We start from the raw sequence: 19285 nt of genomic DNA on the forward strand, positions 1-19285 counted from the left end.
CCAGACAACGATGTGCCTAAACGAATTGCCATATCGAGTCGATCAGCACGCCGATGGCACCGGTGGCGAAGGTGATGCCGAGCGCCACCCAGTCCGCGAGTTGCGGTCGCGCCGGCGCGGCCGCAAGCTGGCCGATGCCACCCCGGGCGGTGATCGCGTCGCCCATCTCGTCGGCCCGTCGCAACGTCACAACGATTGCCGCGGTGAGGAGATCGATCATGTCCCGGGCCTGTTGCCGACGGCGGGCCCTGCGATTCCGCGGTTCCTGGTTGGGGCGCAGTCGCCGGGCCGCATAAAGCACCTGGAACTCCTCGATCAACATCGGGAACGCACGCAACGCAAGCGCCAGGGCGACGGCCCATTCGTCGCTCGGGATCCGCAGCCACCGCAACGGCCGGCCCAAAGCCGCCAGCGCCGGCCCCATTTCGGCGACGTTGGTGGTCCACGACAACATCGCGCCCAGCCCGATCAACACGATCGACAGCGTGGTCACCCGGACGAAGTGCAGGGTTCCGCCCAGCCCGATGTGGGCCCCGGCTATCTCGATCACCGGACTACCGGCCCCCAGCGCGGCGGTTATGGCGCCCACCGCCAGGGCGATCCATATCCAGCGCCGCGGCGAGGGGAGCGCGCCGCGGGGAATGTGGGCGAGCCGGGCCGCGGTGATCAGCAAGACCAGCATCAGCCCGATGGTCGCCCAGCCCGGGTAGAAGGTCAGCAATATCGAAACGCCCAGCACCACCAACAGTTTGGTGCCGGCCCACAATTGGTGGATCTTCGACGTTCCGGGAACCGGCACCAACAACACCACCGGACGGTGGGTGCGCCGGGTGCGTTGTGGCGCCGGCTTGGTGTCCGCGGGTGCGGTCACGACATACCCCCCGCCGCGGTCGACGCCGTCGCCAGCTCTCCGTCGCACAGGAACAGGGCTCGCGGGCAGAGCTCCTCCAGCCCGACGATGTCGTGGGAGATCACCACCACCGTCAGACCTCGTTCCCTGCGCAAGTTCTCCAGCAGCCGCAGCAGGCCGCGTTGGCTGTCGACGTCCAACCCCGCCAGCGGCTCGTCGAGGACCAACGCCCGCGGGGAGCGGGCCAGCAGCCCGGCCAGCACCACACGGCGCATCTGCCCGCCGCTGAGCTGGTCGATGCGTCGCTTGCCCATCGCCGGGTCCAGCCCGACCGACATCAGCGCCTCGGCCACGCGGTCCTCATCGAGGTGCGAAAAGCCCGCCGCGGACGCAACTTCGGCGTCGACGTGATCGCGCATCAATTGCAGCCGGGCGGACTGAAAGGACAGCGCTATCTCGCCCACATGGTCGTGGGTGGGCTCGCCGTCGATCAGGCAGGTGCCGCTGGTCGGGGTCGTCAGCCCGGCCATGATCCACGCCAGCGTCGATTTGCCGGAGCCGTTGCCGCCGTGGATCAACACCCCGTCGCCCTGCTCCACCACACAGCTGATATTGCGCAGGGCGACCTTGGACCACGGTGTGCCGCTGGCGTATTCGTGGCCCACGTCGATGAGTTCCAGCACCGGTGTGCTCGAGCTGTGATTGACGGCGACGACCGACGCCGGCGTGGTCGCGGTCTCGGCCGTGGCGGTGTTGTCCGGCGAATCGCTGAGCCTGATGATGCGATCGGCCGATGCGGCCTCGTTGTCGTAGTGGGTGATGTGCACCAACGCCGTCTGGTGCCGTTGCGCGAGCCCAGATAGCACGCCCAGCAAGGCATCTCGGCCCTGCTGGTCGACCATGGTGGTGACCTCGTCGGCGATGAGCAGCGCGGGATCCCGCGCCAACGCGGCCGCGAGCGCGAGGCGCTGCAGCTCCCCGCCCGACAAACTTCCGGTGTCGCGTTCGGCGAGTCCGTCGAGGCCGACCTCTTGCAGCAATTGGTCGACGTCGATCTCGGCGTCCGGGGGCAAACCCCACACCACGTCGTCGGCGACCCTGGTGCCCAGGACCTGGCTTTTGGGGTGCTGCAGGACAATTGCCGTGCCGCCCATCTCGCCGAGTCCGACCGTCCCCGGGCGCTCGACGCTGCCCGCCGTCGGTGACCGGCCGGCCAGGATCAGCATCAACGTGGTCTTGCCGGAACCGTTGGCGCCGGTCACCGCGATGTGCTCGCCGGCCTGGATGTCGAGGCTGATCTCGCGCAGCGCGTCTCGCTCGGCTCCGGGGTAGCGAAACCGCACGTTGTTCAACCGCACCGGCACCGGCCCCACCGGAGCGCCCTGAGTTCGCGGATCGCCGGAGGCATCCAGCTTGTGCACGTCAGGGATTTTGCACATCCGCTCCAACAGGCGAGACAGCGCCGACCAGCTGATGAACGACACGATGACGACCAACAGGACCATGTAGGGGAAAATCAGCAACGGCCAGTGCTGTATCCCGTCGGCGACGTACCGCTTCAGCCCAACGCCGACACCCTGCAGGTGGACCCAATTCAGGAATGCCGCGACCCCGTTGGCGTTGGCGGTGATGACGTCGAAGAACAAGTGCCGCAACCGGGTCAGCACCGCCAGCACCGCGACCCATCCGGCGCCCCAGAGGACTCCGGCGATCAACGACAACAGGGCTACCGTCGGCAAGCCCCGGCCCTTGCGCTTGACGATTCCGCACAATCCGCCGACCCAGGCGCAATCGATGAGCATGAACAGACTGCCCAGCCCGGCGATCAAGAACGCGATCACTCCACCGGCTACCGTCGCGGCCATCAGCGCTCGGGGACGGTAGCGGTAGGCCAGCAGCCCCATGGGCACCGTGCCCAGCACGCCCAGCCCCTGAGCGAATGGGATTACGGCGGCGAGGATCTCGATCGCGGCACAGAGGGCCCCCATAACCGCGGCCTGAGCCAACTCGTTCGGCCGCAGCGACCCTTCCCCAGATCGCCGAAAACGCAGCAAGGTCACTTGGGCGATTCTGCCAGCCGGGCGCAGGAGTGTCCGCTGAAGACCGGTTTTGCGCGGCACGCGCCGTCTTTTCGCCCTCGCTTAGCAAAGCTATGCAACCATGGATGCATGGACAACGTCGTCGATACCGCAAAGCTCGAGGGAACGCAGGGACTGGGAGCCGACCTGCTCGCCGTGGTCGCGCGGCTCAACCGGCTGGCCACCCAGCGCATCCAGATGCCGTTGCCTGCGGCGCAGGCCAGGCTGCTGGCCACCATCGAAGCCCACGGCGAAGCCCGCATCGGTGATCTCGCCGCCGTCGATCACTGCTCGCAGCCGACGATGACGACGCAGGTGCGCCGACTCGAGGAGGCTGGCCTGGTCACCCGGATGGTCGACCCGGGAGATGCGCGCGCGGTCCGAATCCGCATCACAGCCGAGGGCAGGCGCACGCTCAACGCGGTCCGGGCCGACCGCGCCGCCGCGATCGAACCGCAATTGGCGCTGCTCGACCCCAACGATCGTCAGGTGCTGATGCAAGCGGTCGACGTGTTGCGCGGACTCCTCGACAACGCCTCGCTCGCCACCTCCCTCGCGGGCCGCCGCAACACGCTGTGAACGGCGCGAGCCTGGTAACTGGAGCTGGGGCGAGGGTAGACACGTAAGCGAGCACGGCGCCCGGTGCATGAGGCGGGGCGGTCCTGACGGCGAGACACATCGAGCTGACCGGCGACGAAAGGTAGACGGCCATGCCGACCGAGGCTTCGGCCCTTGCGGCCTCGCTGACCGTATGGGCCGGACCGACGAGGTATGTCTTCACCCCGGGCCGCGACGTGGTGGTGGGCTACGGCCCGGGATGTGACCTCCCGCTGGAGCGCCTGGGCAATCCCCCGCAACCGCCGCCGGCGCCGCGCGTGGACGTGATCCTGCGGTTCACGGGAACTCAGTGGGTGGCCATTGATCTGAGCCGCCGCGGCATCTTCGTCAACGGATCCCGGGTGCCGACGGTCGAGATCCGCGACGGGCTGGGGATCACCATCGAGGACCCCCAGCGCGGTCCGCGCCTGGCCTTTCAAACCGCGCCGGCGGCCACACCACCCGGACCGCCCGCAGCGCCGCAGCCGGGTCGCCCGAACGAGCCCGACCCGCGGATACCCACCCAGAGCGCCACCCAGCGCATGCCCGTCGTCGCGCCCCCACCGCCCGCCGCCCAGCAGCCCGGCCCGCCGCCACCACCTCCCCCTGCAGCGGCGCCCCCACCCGCGGCGCCCCCGGCTCAGCCACCGGTCGCGCCGATGACCCCGCCCGCCGCGGACCACGAGCAGCACAAGGGCCCGAGTCTGATCGAGCGCATGGTGACCAGCAAGCTGCGCGCCCAGCGCCCCTCCTTCCGCACCGAGGAACCCAACTCCACCTATCGCCTGCCGCTGCGATCCGCGTCGCGCACCACCGGGGCGACCGCCTACCAGCTGGGGCTGACGGTCGACGGGCACGAGACGCTGTCGGGCATCTCGTTCACCGTGCGTCCCGGCGCCATGACCGCGGTCATCGGGCCGTCGGCCGCACGTAATTCCGCGCTGCTCGCGCTGCTGGCCGGCACCAGGAAACTCAGCTCTGGGCGCATCACCGTGGACGGACACGACGTCCACGCCGAACCGGAATCCATGCGTACCCGCATCGGGGTGGTCACGCGAGACGACCGCCTGCACCGGCAGCTCACCGTCGCGCAAGCGGTGCAGTATGCCGCCGACATGCGGCTGCCACCGGACACCGTGCCCGAGCAACGCGACCGCGTGGTCAGCCAAGTCCTCGACGAACTCGGGCTGACGCCGCACCGGGACACCCGAATCCGCCGACTCTCACCCGAGGTGCGCCGGTGCACCGCCCTGGCGGTCGAGCTGATCACCCGGCCGAGTCTGCTCGTGGTCGACGAACCCACCGCCGGACTGGATGCGGCCCAACAACGTCACGTCATGGCGGTCCTACGGCACCAGGCCAATATCGGCTGCGCCGTCGTGGTCGCGATCTCGGCACGCACCTCGCTCACCGACGTCAACGCGTGCGACCAGGCGCTGGTGCTCACCGCCGCGGGCAAACCGGCGTATCTCGGAACGCCCCTGCAGATCGAGTCCGCGCTGGGCACCAGCGACTGGTCGAGAGTCCTCGGGCAGGTCGGCGCCGATCCCGAGGGAGCCCACCGCGCCTTTCGTACGTGGTCGCAGACGGCGGCACCGACCACGCCGCCGGACGTCGCGGCGCCGTGGCCACCGCCGCCCGGGCTGCCGCCTGGCCGGCAGATCCGGTTGCTGGCCCGACGCGAGGTCCACCTACTCCTCGGCGATCGCATCTACTTCGCATTCCTGGCGATCCTGCCGTTCGTGTTGGCGGGGTTGGCCCTGCTGATCCCGGGGAGTTCCGGGCTGACGCGGCCCGACCCGGGCAACACCAACGCGCACGAGGCCATCGAGATCCTGGCCGCCTTCAACATCGCCGCGGTAATCATCGGCACCGCGCTGACCGTCCACGCCCTGGTTTGCGAGCATCGCATCTTCCGGCGCGAGCAGGAGGTCGGTCTGTCCGCGCCGGCCTACCTCGCCGCCAAGATCACCGTGTACGCCCTGACCGCGGCCGTGTGGACGGCCGCCGTGTTCGCGATCGTCATCGCGGTCAAGGGCGAGCCGGGACACAGCGCCGTCCTGCTGCACAACGCCACGGTCGAGCTGTACGTGAGTGTGGCCGTCACCGCGATCGTATCCGCGGTCATCGGCCTCGCGCTGTCGTCGCTGGGGAAGTCGCTGCGGGAGGTCCTGCCGCTGGTGATTCCGGTGATCCTGGCGTCTGCGCTGTTCAATGGGAGCCTGGTGCAGCTGGTGAGCGTGTGGGGCCTGCAGCAGATCAGCTGGTTCGTGCCGGCCCAGTGGGGTTTCGCGGCCGCGGCGTCCACCACGAATCTGCGCAGGGTCGACTCCCTGGCCGCAAACGCGTTGACGTGGACCCACTACAGCGGCTGGTGGGTGTTCGACATGGGGATGCTCGTGCTGTTCGGCGTGATCGCGGCCGGGTTCACGCTGTACCGGCTGCGCTCGCCCCTCGGCGGAAACCGCAACCCGCCCTCGGATCGCGAACCCCCGCAAGCCCGGCACCCCGAGCGCTGAGTTCGGTCGCCAGCGGTTGCGGCCGTCGCGGCATTTCCTTCGCCGACATGAACTGTCGTCGATGTTCGCCTGCGACCCGAACCGCCCATTACTGTCGGCTTATGGCGCCTGAAACGACTACCACTGCCGAGTACCTGCGCAACGCCTTGGACGGGCGCTGGCGCGATGTCAGAAACCGGATGCGCGACACCCTCACCGAGGACCTGTTCCGCCCGCACTACACACCGAACACCGTGATCGCCCGCACCAAGGTGGCGGAGCAGATGCGAATCATGGCGGCGTTCGGCGCGGCGGCCGACAGTTTCAAGAAAGAACACGGCGGCACCGGCGACGTCGGTGCGGCGATCACGATGATCGAGATGCTGGCGATGTCGGACCTGTCGCTGATGGTGAAGGCCGGCGTGCAGTGGGGGTTGTTCGGCGGGGCCGTGGAGAATCTGGGCACCGAGCGCCACCACGAGACCTACGTGCCCAAGATCATCAGCCTGGAGTTGCGCGGCTGTTTCGCGATGACCGAGACCGGACACGGCAGCGACGTGCAGTCGCTGGAGACCACCGCGACCTACGACGCGCAGACCCAAGAGTTCGTCATCGACTCCCCCACCCCGTCGGCCCGCAAGGACTACATCGGCGGCGCCGCCGAAACCGCAACCATGGCAGCCGTTTTCGCGCAACTGATCACTACTGAGGACGGCAAGCCGGTCAATCACGGTGTGCACTGCGTCCTGGTCCCGATCCGCGACGAGGACGGCAACGACCTGCCCGGCGTCACCACGTCGGACTGCGAATACAAGGGCGGACTGCCCGGCGTCGACAACGGCCGCATCGTGTTCGACCACGTCCGCGTCCCGCGGGTCAACCTGCTGAACAAGTACGGCGACGTCGCGGCCGACGGCACGTACAGTTCGCCGATCGACAACCCGAACCGCCGGTTCTTCACCATGTTGGGCACCCTGGTCCGCGGACGGATCACCGTGGGCGGCAGCGCCGGCGCCGCCGGCCGGGTGGCGTTGGATATCGCCACCCGATATGCATTGCAGCGCAGGCAGTTCAGCGCACCCGATGACGGTTCCGAGGTGCTGATCATGGACTACCTGGTGCACCAGCGGCGACTGTTTCCGTTGATCGCCAAGTCGTACGCGCTGCAGTTCGCGCAGAACGAGCTGGTCGGCAAGTGTCATGACGTGCAGAGCGCGGACGCGCCCGACGCGGACGAGCAGCGCGAACTGGAAGCGCGTGCCGCCGGGCTGAAGGCCGCCAACACCTGGCATGCCAGCCGCGCGATCCAAGAGTCCCGCGAGGCCTGCGGCGGCGCCGGCTACATGGCCGAGAACAGGCTGATCGGGCTACGGGGCGACACCGACGTCTTCACCACGTTCGAGGGCGACAACCACGTGCTGACCCAGCTGGTGGCCAAGGAGCTGCTGACCGCCTACGCCGACGACATCAAGAGCATGAGCCCGGTCGAATGGGTTCGCTTCGCCGCCAACACCGTTGGCGAACGCGTCGTCAAACGCACTGCGGCAGAAGCGATCATCCAAACCATCGTGGATGCCCGCCAGGACAGCGAGGAAGAGGGCAGCCTGTTCAACCGCGGCACCCAGATCAAGATGTTCGAGGACCGCGAGGAATACCTGCTGGCCTCCGTGGCACGCCGGCTGCAGGCCAAATCCAAAGAGATGTCCGAATTCGACGCGTTCAACTCGGTGCAGGACCACGTAATACACGCGGCCAGCGCGCACATCGACCGCGTCGTGCTCGAGGCATTCGTCGCCGGGATCGACGCATGCCCCGACGAGGAGGCCCGCGAACTACTCGGCATCTTGTGCGACCTGTACGCGCTCTCGGTGATCGAGGACGACAAGGCCTGGTACATCGAGCACCGCTACCTGTCCACCGAGCGCGCCAAGGCGGTCACCCGGGGAATCAACGATCGCTGCCGGGCGCTGCGCCCGCACGCCGAGACGGTGGTCGACGGTTTCGGGGTCCCAGAGCAGCTGCGTTACGCGGAGATGCTGCATCCGGAGAATCTGTCCGAGGCCCTCACGAGTTGACGGGCTGGTCGGCGATCGCCTCCCAGCCCGGCCGGCCCGGCACCTGGTAGGCCCGCTGTGGCCGCACGTACCTCGCCCAGGTCAACATCGCCGCGGCGACGTAGCAGATCGTGAAAGCCCAAAACGCAGGCGTTTCGGTGCCGGCGGTGGCGTATGACTCCCGCAGCGCCAGGTTTATCACCATGCCGCCGAGTGCGCCGAACGATCCGGCGAACCCGATCAACGCCGCCGACCTGGCGCGTTCCCAGTGGCGGCGCTCGGTGTTGGTGAGGTTCAGCGCGCGGCTGCGCTCGGCGAAGATCGAGGGGATGAGCTTGAATACCGATCCCTTGCCGACGCCGCAGAAGATGAACAGGGCGATGAATCCGGCGATGTAGCCCGCGGTCGTGTAGAGCGACACCGGTGCGCCCGGGGCGCGGGTCAGGTCGTCGTGGGTGCTGACCGCCACCAAGAACCCCCCGGCGACGATCATCGCGACCAGCACGGTGAGGGTGACGCGGCCGCCGTCGAAGCGGTCCCCCAGCTTGCCGCCGATAACCCGCGCCACCGATCCGAGCAGCGGTCCGATGAAGGCGATCTCGGCGGCATGCAGCGCCGCCTGCCCGTGGGTCTGCCCGCCGGCGATCAGGTTGTGCGCAATCACCTGGCCGAACGCGAACGCGAACCCGATGAACGAGCCCGAGGCGCACATGTAGAGGAACGAGATTCCCCAGGTATCAGGAACCGAAAGTACGGAGCGCACGTGAGCAACGTCGATGACGTGGTCCAGGTTGTCCATGAACAGCGCGGCGCCGACCCCGACAACGGCCAAAAGCACCAGGTAGACGGCGCACACCCAGTACGGCGCCTGGTTTCCCGCGGTGGCCAGGACGACCAACCCGACGGCCTGGATGCTCGCCGCGCCCAGATTGCCGATTCCGCCGGTCAGACCCAGCGCGAAGCCCTTGCGACGCTGGGGAAAGAAGGATTCGACGTTGGCCAGCGAAGCCGCGTAGTTTCCGCCGCCCAGGCCTGTCAACGCGGCGCAGACCAGGTACGGCCACAGCGGCAGGCCGGGGTGCGCCAACAACACGATGGCGCCCACCGTAGGGATCAGGAGCACCAGCGACGACAACACCGCCCAGTTGCGGCCGCCCAGCCGGGCCGTGGCCATGGCGTAGGGAATCCGCACAAGCGCCCCCACCAATGCCGCGGTGGCGCCCACCAACAGCTTGTCGCCGGTGGAGAAACCGTAGACGGACTGCGGCATGAACAGCACCATCACCGACCACAGGTACCAGATGGAAAACGCGACGTGCATGGTCGCGATGGACCAGACCAGGTTGCGCCGGGCGATGCCCTTGTTACCGGCTTCCCATGCCATGTCGTCTTCTGGATCCCAGTGCGCGATGCGTCGTGACCGCCCCATCAAACCTGCCTTCCAGCGTCAGTGTCCGCGGGCGTCACGTGTGGATGCCGGGGTCGTCCGGCCGCCACAGCGCATCGGGGGTTCCGCCGTGGCCGCCGGGCACTGGTTGTCCAGGATGGCAGGACTTCCCAAGTAAACCCCGCATCCGGCGATGAGAATTTCCTGAGTGAACGCTGTCTAGGCCCATTGCGCGCGGTCCGAAATGCCTTCGCCCGTGGGCGGTTTTGATTCCTCGATCGCGACGAACCGCCGCCGCGGGCCGCGCCTGCGTGATCAGTCTGTGACACAACGCCATTGGGGGTGGCGGGTTCGCGCGAAAGTGATTGACGTGGAACGTTATTGATTCGGAATCTTGCCAAGGGCCTGCAGCTTGCCGTCCGAGCCGATCCGGAACTTCACCGTTCCGATCCCGGTGGGACAGCACAGCTGATCATTTCCCTTCTGCCACTGGTATTGGACGGTGACCGTGTCATCCGAGGGCGGTAGCACGGTTATATACGGCTTTGGGTTCGAGGTGGGGCTACCGAGCGGCATGTTGTGGTCAAAGAACAGCAGTTGCTGTGGACTCGATTCGCTGGCGATCGTCGGGATGATCTGCACCCAGAACAGCCGGCAGTTTCGCGTATGCCCCCGGCCGATTTCCACCCAGATGGTGCCGGGGATGGCGATGGGAACCGCGGTGATCGCCTGGCGCACGGTGTCGGCCGCGGGCCCGTCGGATTCCTTGCAGGTGTCGGGTCGGGCCTGCGGTGGCGGGGTCGACTTCCAGCCGCAGCCGGAGGCCAGCAAAACCAGAACGATCACAATGAGCTGACGCACGCGGTGAGCTTAGCGAAGACTGTGAATGTGCCGTCGGTTTGGTCAAAAACCCCGTGCCGAGGGGCGTTTCGCGGGGCGTGGTGAGTAACCTCGGGCGGGACGGATGGTCAACGGTGACCTGCGGTAACGCGAATCTGAGCCGTCAATATCCCCGGCGAATTCACACAGGCCTACCGGCCGGTGAGAGGAAGAAGTAAAGCGGGGGAAATTTCGGGCAGCGGTGCCGAAACATGCCTGCTCCACAATGAACTCACCCGATACGGAGCTAACCCGTACGCACTCGATGGAGGGACGTAAGCGTGGCAAGGGAGTCCATGGCGCCTGAGAACGCCGTGAACACCATGTGCGCTTACTGCGGCGTCGGTTGCGGCATGGTGTTGCAGATCACAACCGATCCTCAAACGGGCCGCGATCACATCGCCAAGTCGGTTGGGAACAAGCAACATCCGGCCAACTTCGGCCGGTTGTGCACCAAGGGCGCGACCACCGCGGACATGCTTGGCGCGCCGGGCCGGATGGATTCCGCGCACGCGCGGTCCGGCCGTGGAGCACCGCTCGAGCCCATCGACATGGACCAGGCGATCACCCAGTGCGCGAAGCGGTTACGGGCGATCATCGATGAACACGGCGCGGACGCCTTCGCGATGTACGTGTCCGGGCAGATGTCGATCGAGGCGCAGTACCTGGCGAACAAGCTGACCAAGGGCTTCATCGGCACCAACCAGATCGAGTCGAACTCCCGGCTGTGCATGGCCAGCGCGGGCTCCGGATACAAGCTCTCACTGGGTGCGGACGGACCACCCGGGTCATACCAAGACTTCGAGCGTGCGGACGTCTTTTTCGTCATCGGCGCCAACATGGCCGACTGCCACCCCATCCTGTTCCTGCGGATGATGGACCGGGTCAAGGCCGGCGCAAAGCTGATCGTTGTCGACCCCCGCCGCACCGCGACCGCCGATAAGGCCGATCTGTTCCTGCAGATCGCGCCGGGATCGGATCTGGCATTGCTCAACGGTTTGCTGCATCTGATCGTCGAGAACGGTCACACCGACCCCGATTTCATCGCCGAATTCACCGAGGGCTGGGAGGCGATGCCCAGCTTCCTGGAGCAGTACACCCCCGACACGGTCAGCGAGATCACCGGCATCGCCGAAGCAGACATCCGCGCGGCGGCCCGCATGATCGGCGAGGCCGAGAACTTCATGAGCTGCTGGACGATGGGCCTCAACCAGAGCACCCACGGCACCTGGAACACCAACGCCATCTGCAACCTGCACCTGGCCACCGGCGCGATCTGCAAGCCGGGCAGCGGTCCCTTTTCCCTCACCGGCCAGCCCAACGCGATGGGCGGCCGCGAGATGGGTTACATGGGGCCGGGTTTGCCGGGTCAGCGTTCGGTGGCATCGGACGACGACCGCGAGTTCGTCGAAAGCCTATGGGGCATCCCACGCGGGACGCTGCGCACCGAGGTCGGCAGCGGCACCATCGACATGTTCTCCCGCATGGCCGACGGACAGATCAAGGCGTGCTGGATAATCTGCACTAATCCCGTTGCCTCCGTTGCTAATCGAAAGACGGTGCTGGCCGGACTGGAGCGCGCCGAATTGGTGATGGCCCAGGACGCCTTCTTCGAGACCGAGACCAACGGGTACGCCGATGTGTTGTTGCCGGCCACCCTGTGGACCGAGTCCGAAGGGGTCATGGTCAATTCCGAGCGCAACATGACGTTGTTCCAGCCGGCGGTCGCGGCACCGAGCCACGCTTTGCCCGACTGGCAGATCATCGCCCGGATCGCCTGCGAGATGGGCTTTTCGGAGGCGTTCAGCTACGCCTCCGCCGAAGAGGTCTTCGAGGAAATCAAACGGTTCTCGAACCCGAAGACCGGTTATGACCTGCGCGGTGCCAGCTACGAGCGGCTGCGCCGGAGCCCGCTGCAGTGGCCGTGCGCCCCGCAGAGCGAGGGCGACCGCAACCCGATCCGTTACGTCAACGATGGTGTCAGCCAGACGCAGTTGGTCCGCGAGGACGGCAGCGTGCCGCGGCTGGCCTTCCCGACGCCGACCGGTCGGGCGGTATTCTTCGCCCGCCCACACCTGCTGCCCGAGGAAATGCCCGACGACGACTACCCGTTCCTGCTGAACACGGGTCGCCTGCCCCACCAATGGCACACCATGACCAAGACCGGCAAGGTCGCCAAGCTCAACAAGCTCAACCCCGGGCCGTTCGTCGAGATCCACCCCGACGACGCCACCCGTCTGCACATCGCCGACGACGATCAGGTCGAAATCGCTTCCCGCCGCGGCCGTGCCGTGCTGCCCGCCGCCATCAGTGACCGGGTGCGGCCCGGCAACTGCTTCGCGCCCTTCCACTGGAACGACGCCTTCGGCGAATACTTGTCGATCAACGCCGTCACCAACGATGCGGTCGATCCGATCTCGAACCAACCGGAATTCAAGGCGTGCGCCGTCACGCTGACGAAGATCGCCGTCTCGCAACCCGATTCGGGTGCCGAGACGCCGGCACCCACCGACACACCAGAGTCCGCGCCCACGGAGGTACGAGAAATCAGCGTGTCACAAGTCGACGCCCTCGGCGAATTACTCGGTGTGGCAACACAACCCAAGCCGGAATTCAACGAGAACGGGCGCGCATATCTCGCCGGCATGCTGTCCGGCCTTCGCTCAGAGGCCGCTCGCAGCGCGGGCGGGGTGCCAACCGTGCCGCTGAGCGCGCCGTTCGATTCCAGCACCCGGCTGTGGGTGGACGGCCTTCTGGCCGGGTTGTTCTCGCGCATCGACGGACCTCAGCCGGTGGCGCTGCCCGAGGCGTCGCAGTCGGCTGCCGTGCCGGCCGTCCAGCAACCGCCCGCCGCGCCCGCCGATGCCAAACCCGCGGCCGAACGCGCGCCCATCGTGGTGCTGTGGGCATCGCAGACCGGCAACGCGGAGGAGCTCGCCGCCGAGATCGTCGCGCGACTGGGCGCAGCCGAACTGCCGGTCGCGCTGCACAGCATGGATGACTTCCCGCCGGCCGAGTTGACGACGACGCGGGAACTGTTGCTCGTCACCAGCACCACCGGCGACGGGGACGCGCCCGACAACGGCGCCGGCCTCTGGCGGGCGCTGACGTCGGAAGCCGCACCGCGATTCACCGACACCCGTTTTGCCGTGCTCGCGCTGGGTGACTCCAACTACGACGACTTCTGCGGTCACGGCCGCAAGCTGGACGCGCGCCTCGCCGAGCTGGGAGCGACCCGCATCACCGAGCGGATGGACTGCGAACCCGACTACGACGACTCCGCGGCGAAGTGGGTCGGCGACGTCATCGAAGCCCTGACCCGCACGCCCACGTCCGTCGGGGGAGACGGTGCTGCAACGGCGCCGGCCCGCACGCCCACGGTTCCGGTGACGTCGCGCCCGGGTGCGCCCGCGACAAGCACCTACAGCAAGAAGCATCCGCTGATCACCGGCATGGTTCGCAACACCGTGTTGAGTCAGCCGGAATCGACGAAAGACGTGCGGCATCTGGTTTTCGACATGCCGGAAGACGCCGTGAGCTACGAAGCCGGTGATGCGCTCGGGGTGTGGCCGCGCAACAGCGACCAGTTGGTCGACGAATGGCTGTCGGTCACCGGACTGAACGGGCAGACGCCGGTCGAGGTCGGCGAGCACGGTCTGATGTCATTGCGCTCGGCGCTCACCGAACGCATCGAGATCGCCCACATCAGTCGCGACGTGGTGCGATTCGTTCAGGAGCGCACCGGTGATTCGACACTCGCGGAGTTGCTCAAGCCGGAGAATAAGCGCGCACTGGCGGATTGGACGTGGGGGCGCCAGTCCATCGACCTGCTGTCGAAACTGCCGGTCTCCGCGTCAGCCCACGAGTGGCTGCGGGTCCTCAAACGCCTTCAGCCGCGGCTGTACTCGATCTCGTCAAGCCCCAAAGCGTGCCCCGGCGAGGTCCACCTGACGGTCTCACCGGTGCGCTTCAACTTCCAGGGTGTGCCACGCCGCGGGGTGTGCTCGACCTACCTGGCCGACCGCTCCCCCGGCGATCGAGTCGCCGTGTATCTGCAGCAATCGAGCAATTTCCGGCCGCCGAGTGACTCGGACACGCCGATGATCATGATCGGCCCCGGCACGGGCATCGCGCCCTTCCGCGGCTTCCTGCAGGAACGGCGCGCGCTCGGCCACACCGGACCCAACTGGCTGTTCTTCGGGGAGCAGCACGCCGCCACCGACTTCTACTACCGCGACGAGCTCGAGAAGATGCGTGACGACGGGTTCCTCACCGAACTGGACCTGGCGTTCTCCCGGGACCAGCAGCAGAAGGTCTACGTGCAGCACCTGATGCGCAACCGTGGCGCGCAGCTGTGGAGCTGGCTGCAGGACGGCGCCCAGCTGTACGTCTGCGGCACTGCGGATCCCATGGCCAAGGACGTCGATCGGGCGCTCTGCGAGATCGCGGCCGAATTCGGCAAGCTCGACCCGGAGGCGGCCAAGGACTACGTCCAATCCCTGAGCGCCGACAAGCGCTACCACCGCGACGTCTACTGAGTCACCCCCGGAAGCCCGTAATACGGTGGAAACGCAGTACACCCGCGGCTGAAACATCGATGTCGCACCATTTGCTCAAAGACTGGTGCGTACTCGATGGAGGGATGCACGCATGTCAACCGAGGACCGCCTGGGTGACCAGGAATTGCCGGCGGAGCAGATCACCTGGGCGGGATTGCCCATCAACCTGGATTTCGCGTTCTCGCAGGCACAGCGCGACAAGGTCTACTCCCAGCACCTGATGCGCAAGCGCTGGTGCACGTTGCGCAACGGCGCAGCGGCACGCGACGGCGACCTCGCCGCCGAATCTGTGCCCCTCGATGCTGACGCGGGCCGCCGCGTGATCGGCTGAGCCACGACTGACGCCGCACCGGGTGCCCGCCCCCGGTCGGAAGCCGAGCGCGCAAGCGGCGGACAGCATGCCGCCGCGATTGTCAATCGGGCATGCCGGTTGTAGCCGCCGCCCCCGCGCAAGTTGGGCGCTCCGCACGTACCTTCGGGCAAGGACGGTGGAGGGGGCAGAGGCGTGGTGAACGTATCGATCATCGAAACCTCCGGGTTGGGCGATCGCAGCTATCTGGTGAGCGACGGCGAGGTCGCGGTTGTCGTCGACCCGCAGCGCGACATCGATCGAGTGCTGGAACTGGCGCGCGACCTGCGGATCACCCATGTGCTCGAGACGCACATCCACAACGACTACGTGACCGGCGGGCTGGCGTTGTCCACCGCGACCGGTGCCGAATACATTCTCCCGGCCGGAGACGACGTCGAGTTTTCCTGCCGCACAGTCCACGGCGGCGACCACATCGACAGCGGCGGCATTCATCTGGAAGTGCTGCTCACCCCCGGACACACGCATCATCACATCAGCTATGTGCTTCGCGAGTCCGGCGACACTGTCGGAGTGTTCACCGGGGGTTCGATGCTCTTCGGCAGCACCGGCAGGACAGACCTGCTCGGAGAGGAGCACACCGAGGAATTGACTCGGCTGCAATACCATTCGGTCCGGCGCCTCGCTGACGAATTGCCGCCGTCGACCCCGGTCTATCCCACCCATGGCTTCGGGAGCTTCTGCTCGGCCGCACCCACCGACGGCGACGATTCCACCATCGGGGAGCAGCGCCGCACCAACCCCGCGCTCACCCAAGATGAGCAGGATTACGTCGACGAACTTCTCGCCGGCCTGGCCGACTTCCCGGCTTATTACGCCCATATGGGCGTCATCAACAGGGAAGGGCCTGTGGCACCCGATCTCTCGCCTCCCTCGCTGGTCGAGCCGTCCGAGCTTCGGGCACGGATCGTCGCGGGCGAATGGGTCGTCGACCTGCGCAACCGAACCGCGTTCGCGGCCGGACATCTCTCCGGCACATACGGATTCGAGCTGTCCGGCTCCTTCGTCAATTACCTTGGCTGGCTGTACGAGTGGGGCGCGCCGCTGACCCTGATCGGCGATGACGCCAAACAGATCGCGGACGCGCAGCGTGAGCTGTCCCGCATCGGCGTCGACCGGCTCACTGGCAGCGCCAGCGGCGACATCCGCGAGGTAGCCGGCGATGAAGAGCTGAGGAGCTACCGCGTCGCAGACTTCGGCGAACTCGCCGAGGTGTTTGGCAACGACCGTGTCCTCGTCCTCGATGTCCGCCAAGGCGCGGAGTTCGACGCCGGTCACGTGCGCGGTGCGGTCAACGTCGCGTTGCACGAATTGCCCGACCGCCTCGATGACCTTCCCTCCGACCGCGAGTTGTGGATCCACTGCGCCAGCGGATATCGCGCGTCGGTGGCGGCCGCGCTGCTCGACCGGCGCCATCGCCCCGTCGTGCTGATCGATGACAACTACGACAACGCCGAAAAACTAGACCTCACAAGCTAGCTCGCCGCCGGAAAAATTCACTTTGAACAAAATCCTGTGGTTCGGCACGGGCAGAGGTAGTGCTAAGACACCACGACTACAGGAGCCAGACAATGACCGCAATAACGGCGCCGAGCGCCGACGTCATCACTTCGCCAGAGCTGCGGACGCTGCTGGACTCAACCAGAGCGCCGCGCGTCCTCGATGTCCGGACCCCCGCCGAATTCGAGACTTCACACATCGCCGGCTCCTACAACGTGCCGATCGACGTTATGGATCAGCACGGTCCGGAGATCGCGCGGCGCCTCGACCGTGATTACGACTTCGTGCTGGTGTGCCGTTCGGGCCAGCGTGCAAGCAAAGCGCAAGCGTTGCTGCGAAATGCCGGACTGACCGGCGGGCGTGTCCTCAAGAACGGGATCACCGACTGGGAGGGCCGAGGCTTCGCCCTCGACCGAGGGGCGCAGCGATGGGAGCTCGAACGCCAGGTACGCCTCGTCGCGGGATCGGTCGTACTTTCGTCGGTCCTCGGCAGCATTGTCGTCCCCCGACTCAAATGGCTTGGCGCCGCGATCGGAGCGGGCTTGACCTACGCCGCGTTATCCAACACCTGCGCGATGACAACGGCGCTGTCCAAGTTGCCGTACAACCGCGGTGCGACGTCGGATGCCGAGACGGTCCTGTCTCGACTGGGTGGTCACTGACCCGCCGAGCGTGCCGACCCGGTTACCGTCTGGGCGGGTCCGGCTGCCCGTATACCGCCACCACCACGGTGCGATCCACGCTGTTGTCCGACCACACCCCGATGGCGGTGTTGGCGCAGTCGCGGATGATCGCCATGTCGTCCGGGTTGTAATACCACTGGTTGACCAGCTCCAGACTGCTGATGGCGATGGCCGGGTTGATGGCCACCGTCTCGGCGGCCCTGCCGCGAAAGCCGGCGGCCTTGGCACGGTCTTGCGGCGTCGATCCGTCGGATCCGGTGTCGTCGTTGATGTTTCGATTGTCCATCATGTCATCGGCGTGCCATTCGGCCGCCAACGTGAGCGCGTTGTTCCGGACGACGTCGTTCGTGCAGCCGGCCTGGTGCTGCAGGGTGTAGACGGCGGAGACGACCGCGCTGTTGAGCCGCTTGTTGTCGGCCTGCGCGACCGGCGCCGCGACAGCGGCCATCCCCAGCAGGACAACGCCGGCGGGCAGCGCGCGGACGCAGCGGCGTACGGGCATGGCGGTTCCCCGGGTCATACCGGGTCGAAGCGCGACACCAGCCATCGGCCGTTGACCTTGTCCAGGGTCACCCGCACGACGGGCTGGGTGTCGGTGGGAGCGCCCGCGCCGATGGTCACGGTCTGGTCCACATAAACGAGGGCCACGGCGTGGTTTGCCCTCGCCGAAACGGAGGCCGCCGCATTGACTTTGGCGACCGAGGAGATGTGCTTTTCTTTGGCGCCGGGTACGACGACCTGGCGGGTCAGCTCGGCGTAGGCATCCTTGAATTCACCGGTCAGCCGTTCGCGCGCCGCGGCGAGGTCCTTATCCACCGAATCGGCCCGGTAAGACAACAAGGTGACCGCGTCGTCGCGGGCGGCCTGAACCGACTCGGCTCGGGCCAGCGCAAGATCGTCGGCCGAGCCGGCCCACCACCTGAGGTAGCCCGCGCCAAGCGCCAACACCAGCGCGAGCGCGGGCAATATCCCGTAGGCGAAGACCCGCGACCACACGATGGGGCGCTTGTCCCGCTTGGCCTTGGGTTGCGCGGGCGTTTCGGTGGCGTCGGATTGCGGTTGCTCCTCGACCGCCGAGGCCAATTCCTCCTCGGCTGCAACAACTTTCACGTCCTCGTTCACTGTGGTCATGGCACGAACACCACATTGGATACCTTGGCGTCATCGCCGACCGATCGGACCTCGATGCGCATGCGCCATTCCCGGGGCACCTCCTCGCCTCCGGCGGTGCGCGACTTCACCGCGACCGCCACCAAAACCTGGGCGGAGTCGCCGCGTTGGGATTCCAATCCGGCATCGGTAACCGTCCCTTCCGATTTCGACTGCGCGGCCTTGACGACTTCCATGAACGGCTTGGACCGCTCTTCGAAATCGTCCCGGAATGCGCCGGTGGCCAGATCGAGGATCCGCTGCACGTCGGCGTCGACCTGGGTGTAGTTGATCGTGGTGAGGTTCACCGCGCCCTGACGGGCCGTCGCAACGTACAGGTTCTGCCGGGCCTGCGCGTCGTGCTTTTGGTAGGCGCGGTAGCCGAGCCAGCCGCTCAGGCCGGCCAGCGTCGCCACGATGAGGCCGCTGGCCACCAAGGCCGATCCGGCGCGCGAAAGCCGCCGCCGGGCAAGTTCCCCCCACCGCGCGAACCGGCCTCCGGCTGGGCTCTTGCCATCGCCGTCATCTTGCGGCTCGGCCGCTTGGGGCTTGGTCGCCTCGGCGACGTCGATCGCCGCCGGTTCGGCCGCTTGGGGCTCGGTCTCCTCGGCGACGTCGATCGCCGCCGGTTCGGCGACGCTTTCCTCCGTCGCGGGGGTATCGGGTTCGTCCGCCATGTTG

General features: G+C 67.0%; 14 protein-coding genes. 7 read left to right on the plus strand and 7 right to left on the minus strand.

The genetic code is table 11. From position 1 onward, the window contains the following. Positions 1–16 precede the first annotated feature (16 nt). Positions 17–871, minus strand: coding sequence for an energy-coupling factor transporter transmembrane component T family protein (locus G6N50_RS09785; RefSeq protein WP_083099919.1), 855 nt, complete (start codon positions 869–871; stop codon positions 17–19). Continuing rightward, entirely contained in the window at positions 868–2910 is a 2043-nt protein-coding gene (locus G6N50_RS09790; protein ID WP_197748060.1) for an ATP-binding cassette domain-containing protein, read from the minus strand. Before G6N50_RS09790 ends, G6N50_RS09785 begins: the two co-directional genes overlap by 4 nt. Before the next feature lie 108 nt (positions 2911–3018). On the opposite strand from G6N50_RS09790, the gene G6N50_RS09795 reads away from it, so the two are divergent. The 3 genes from G6N50_RS09795 to G6N50_RS09805 all read left to right on the plus strand — a co-directional run bounded on the left by G6N50_RS09795 (position 3019) and on the right by G6N50_RS09805 (position 8098). Continuing rightward, positions 3019–3507 (plus strand): MarR family winged helix-turn-helix transcriptional regulator, encoded by a 489-nt coding sequence (locus G6N50_RS09795; protein ID WP_083099922.1) that lies wholly within the window; start codon positions 3019–3021, stop codon positions 3505–3507. A 131-nt stretch (positions 3508–3638) separates the two neighbouring features. Beyond that, positions 3639–6044 carry an ATP-binding cassette domain-containing protein gene (locus G6N50_RS09800; protein WP_163650834.1) on the plus strand — a complete coding sequence of 802 codons (2406 nt, stop codon included), beginning with the start codon at positions 3639–3641 and terminating at the stop codon, positions 6042–6044. A 101-nt stretch (positions 6045–6145) separates the two neighbouring features. Then, positions 6146–8098, plus strand: a complete 1953-nt coding sequence (locus G6N50_RS09805; protein WP_083095836.1) for an acyl-CoA dehydrogenase family protein — start codon at positions 6146–6148, stop codon at positions 8096–8098. Here the strand turns inward: G6N50_RS09805 and G6N50_RS09810 are convergent. Continuing rightward, on the minus strand, positions 8088–9506 hold the full coding sequence (locus G6N50_RS09810; RefSeq protein WP_142275594.1) for a nitrate/nitrite transporter: 1419 nt from the start codon (positions 9504–9506) through the stop codon (positions 8088–8090). The two genes, G6N50_RS09805 and G6N50_RS09810, sit on opposite strands and share 11 nt — an antisense overlap. Before the next feature lie 336 nt (positions 9507–9842). Further along, positions 9843–10310 carry an LppP/LprE family lipoprotein gene (locus G6N50_RS09815; RefSeq protein ID WP_083095871.1) on the minus strand — a complete coding sequence of 156 codons (468 nt, stop codon included), beginning with the start codon at positions 10308–10310 and terminating at the stop codon, positions 9843–9845. Between the two features lie 329 nt (positions 10311–10639). Between G6N50_RS09815 and G6N50_RS09820 the strand changes: the two genes are divergently transcribed. The 4 genes from G6N50_RS09820 (at position 10640) to G6N50_RS09835 (ending at position 17434) form a co-directional block, all read left to right on the plus strand. Further along, positions 10640–14881, plus strand: a complete 4242-nt coding sequence (locus G6N50_RS09820; protein ID WP_083095833.1) for a bifunctional nitrate reductase/sulfite reductase flavoprotein subunit alpha — start codon at positions 10640–10642, stop codon at positions 14879–14881. Between the two features lie 112 nt (positions 14882–14993). Next, positions 14994–15233, plus strand: coding sequence for a hypothetical protein (locus tag G6N50_RS09825; protein WP_083095831.1), 240 nt, complete (start codon positions 14994–14996; stop codon positions 15231–15233). A gap of 177 nt (positions 15234–15410) precedes the next feature. Beyond that, entirely contained in the window at positions 15411–16751 is a 1341-nt protein-coding gene (locus G6N50_RS09830; RefSeq protein WP_083095868.1) for an MBL fold metallo-hydrolase, read from the plus strand. A gap of 92 nt (positions 16752–16843) precedes the next feature. After that, positions 16844–17434: a rhodanese-like domain-containing protein gene (locus G6N50_RS09835; RefSeq protein ID WP_083095828.1), complete on the plus strand. Its 591-nt coding sequence runs from the start codon at positions 16844–16846 to the stop codon at positions 17432–17434. A gap of 22 nt (positions 17435–17456) precedes the next feature. On the opposite strand, the gene G6N50_RS09840 is transcribed toward G6N50_RS09835, so the two are convergent. From G6N50_RS09840 to G6N50_RS09850, 3 genes are read right to left on the minus strand one after another with little or no spacing between them, the layout of a single operon-like run. Beyond that, positions 17457–17957 (minus strand): CAP domain-containing protein, encoded by a 501-nt coding sequence (locus G6N50_RS09840; protein WP_083095865.1) that lies wholly within the window; start codon positions 17955–17957, stop codon positions 17457–17459. A 14-nt stretch (positions 17958–17971) separates the two neighbouring features. Next, positions 17972–18586 carry a hypothetical protein gene (locus G6N50_RS09845; protein ID WP_142275592.1) on the minus strand — a complete coding sequence of 205 codons (615 nt, stop codon included), beginning with the start codon at positions 18584–18586 and terminating at the stop codon, positions 17972–17974. Then, on the minus strand, positions 18583–19281 hold the full coding sequence (locus G6N50_RS09850) for an Mce protein (protein WP_083095825.1): 699 nt from the start codon (positions 19279–19281) through the stop codon (positions 18583–18585). The genes G6N50_RS09845 and G6N50_RS09850 overlap by 4 nt, the downstream gene beginning before the upstream one ends. Between the last annotated feature and the right edge of the window lie 4 nt (positions 19282–19285).

The organism is Mycobacterium mantenii, from assembly GCF_010731775.1.
Lineage (GTDB): Bacteria > Actinomycetota > Actinomycetes > Mycobacteriales > Mycobacteriaceae > Mycobacterium > Mycobacterium mantenii.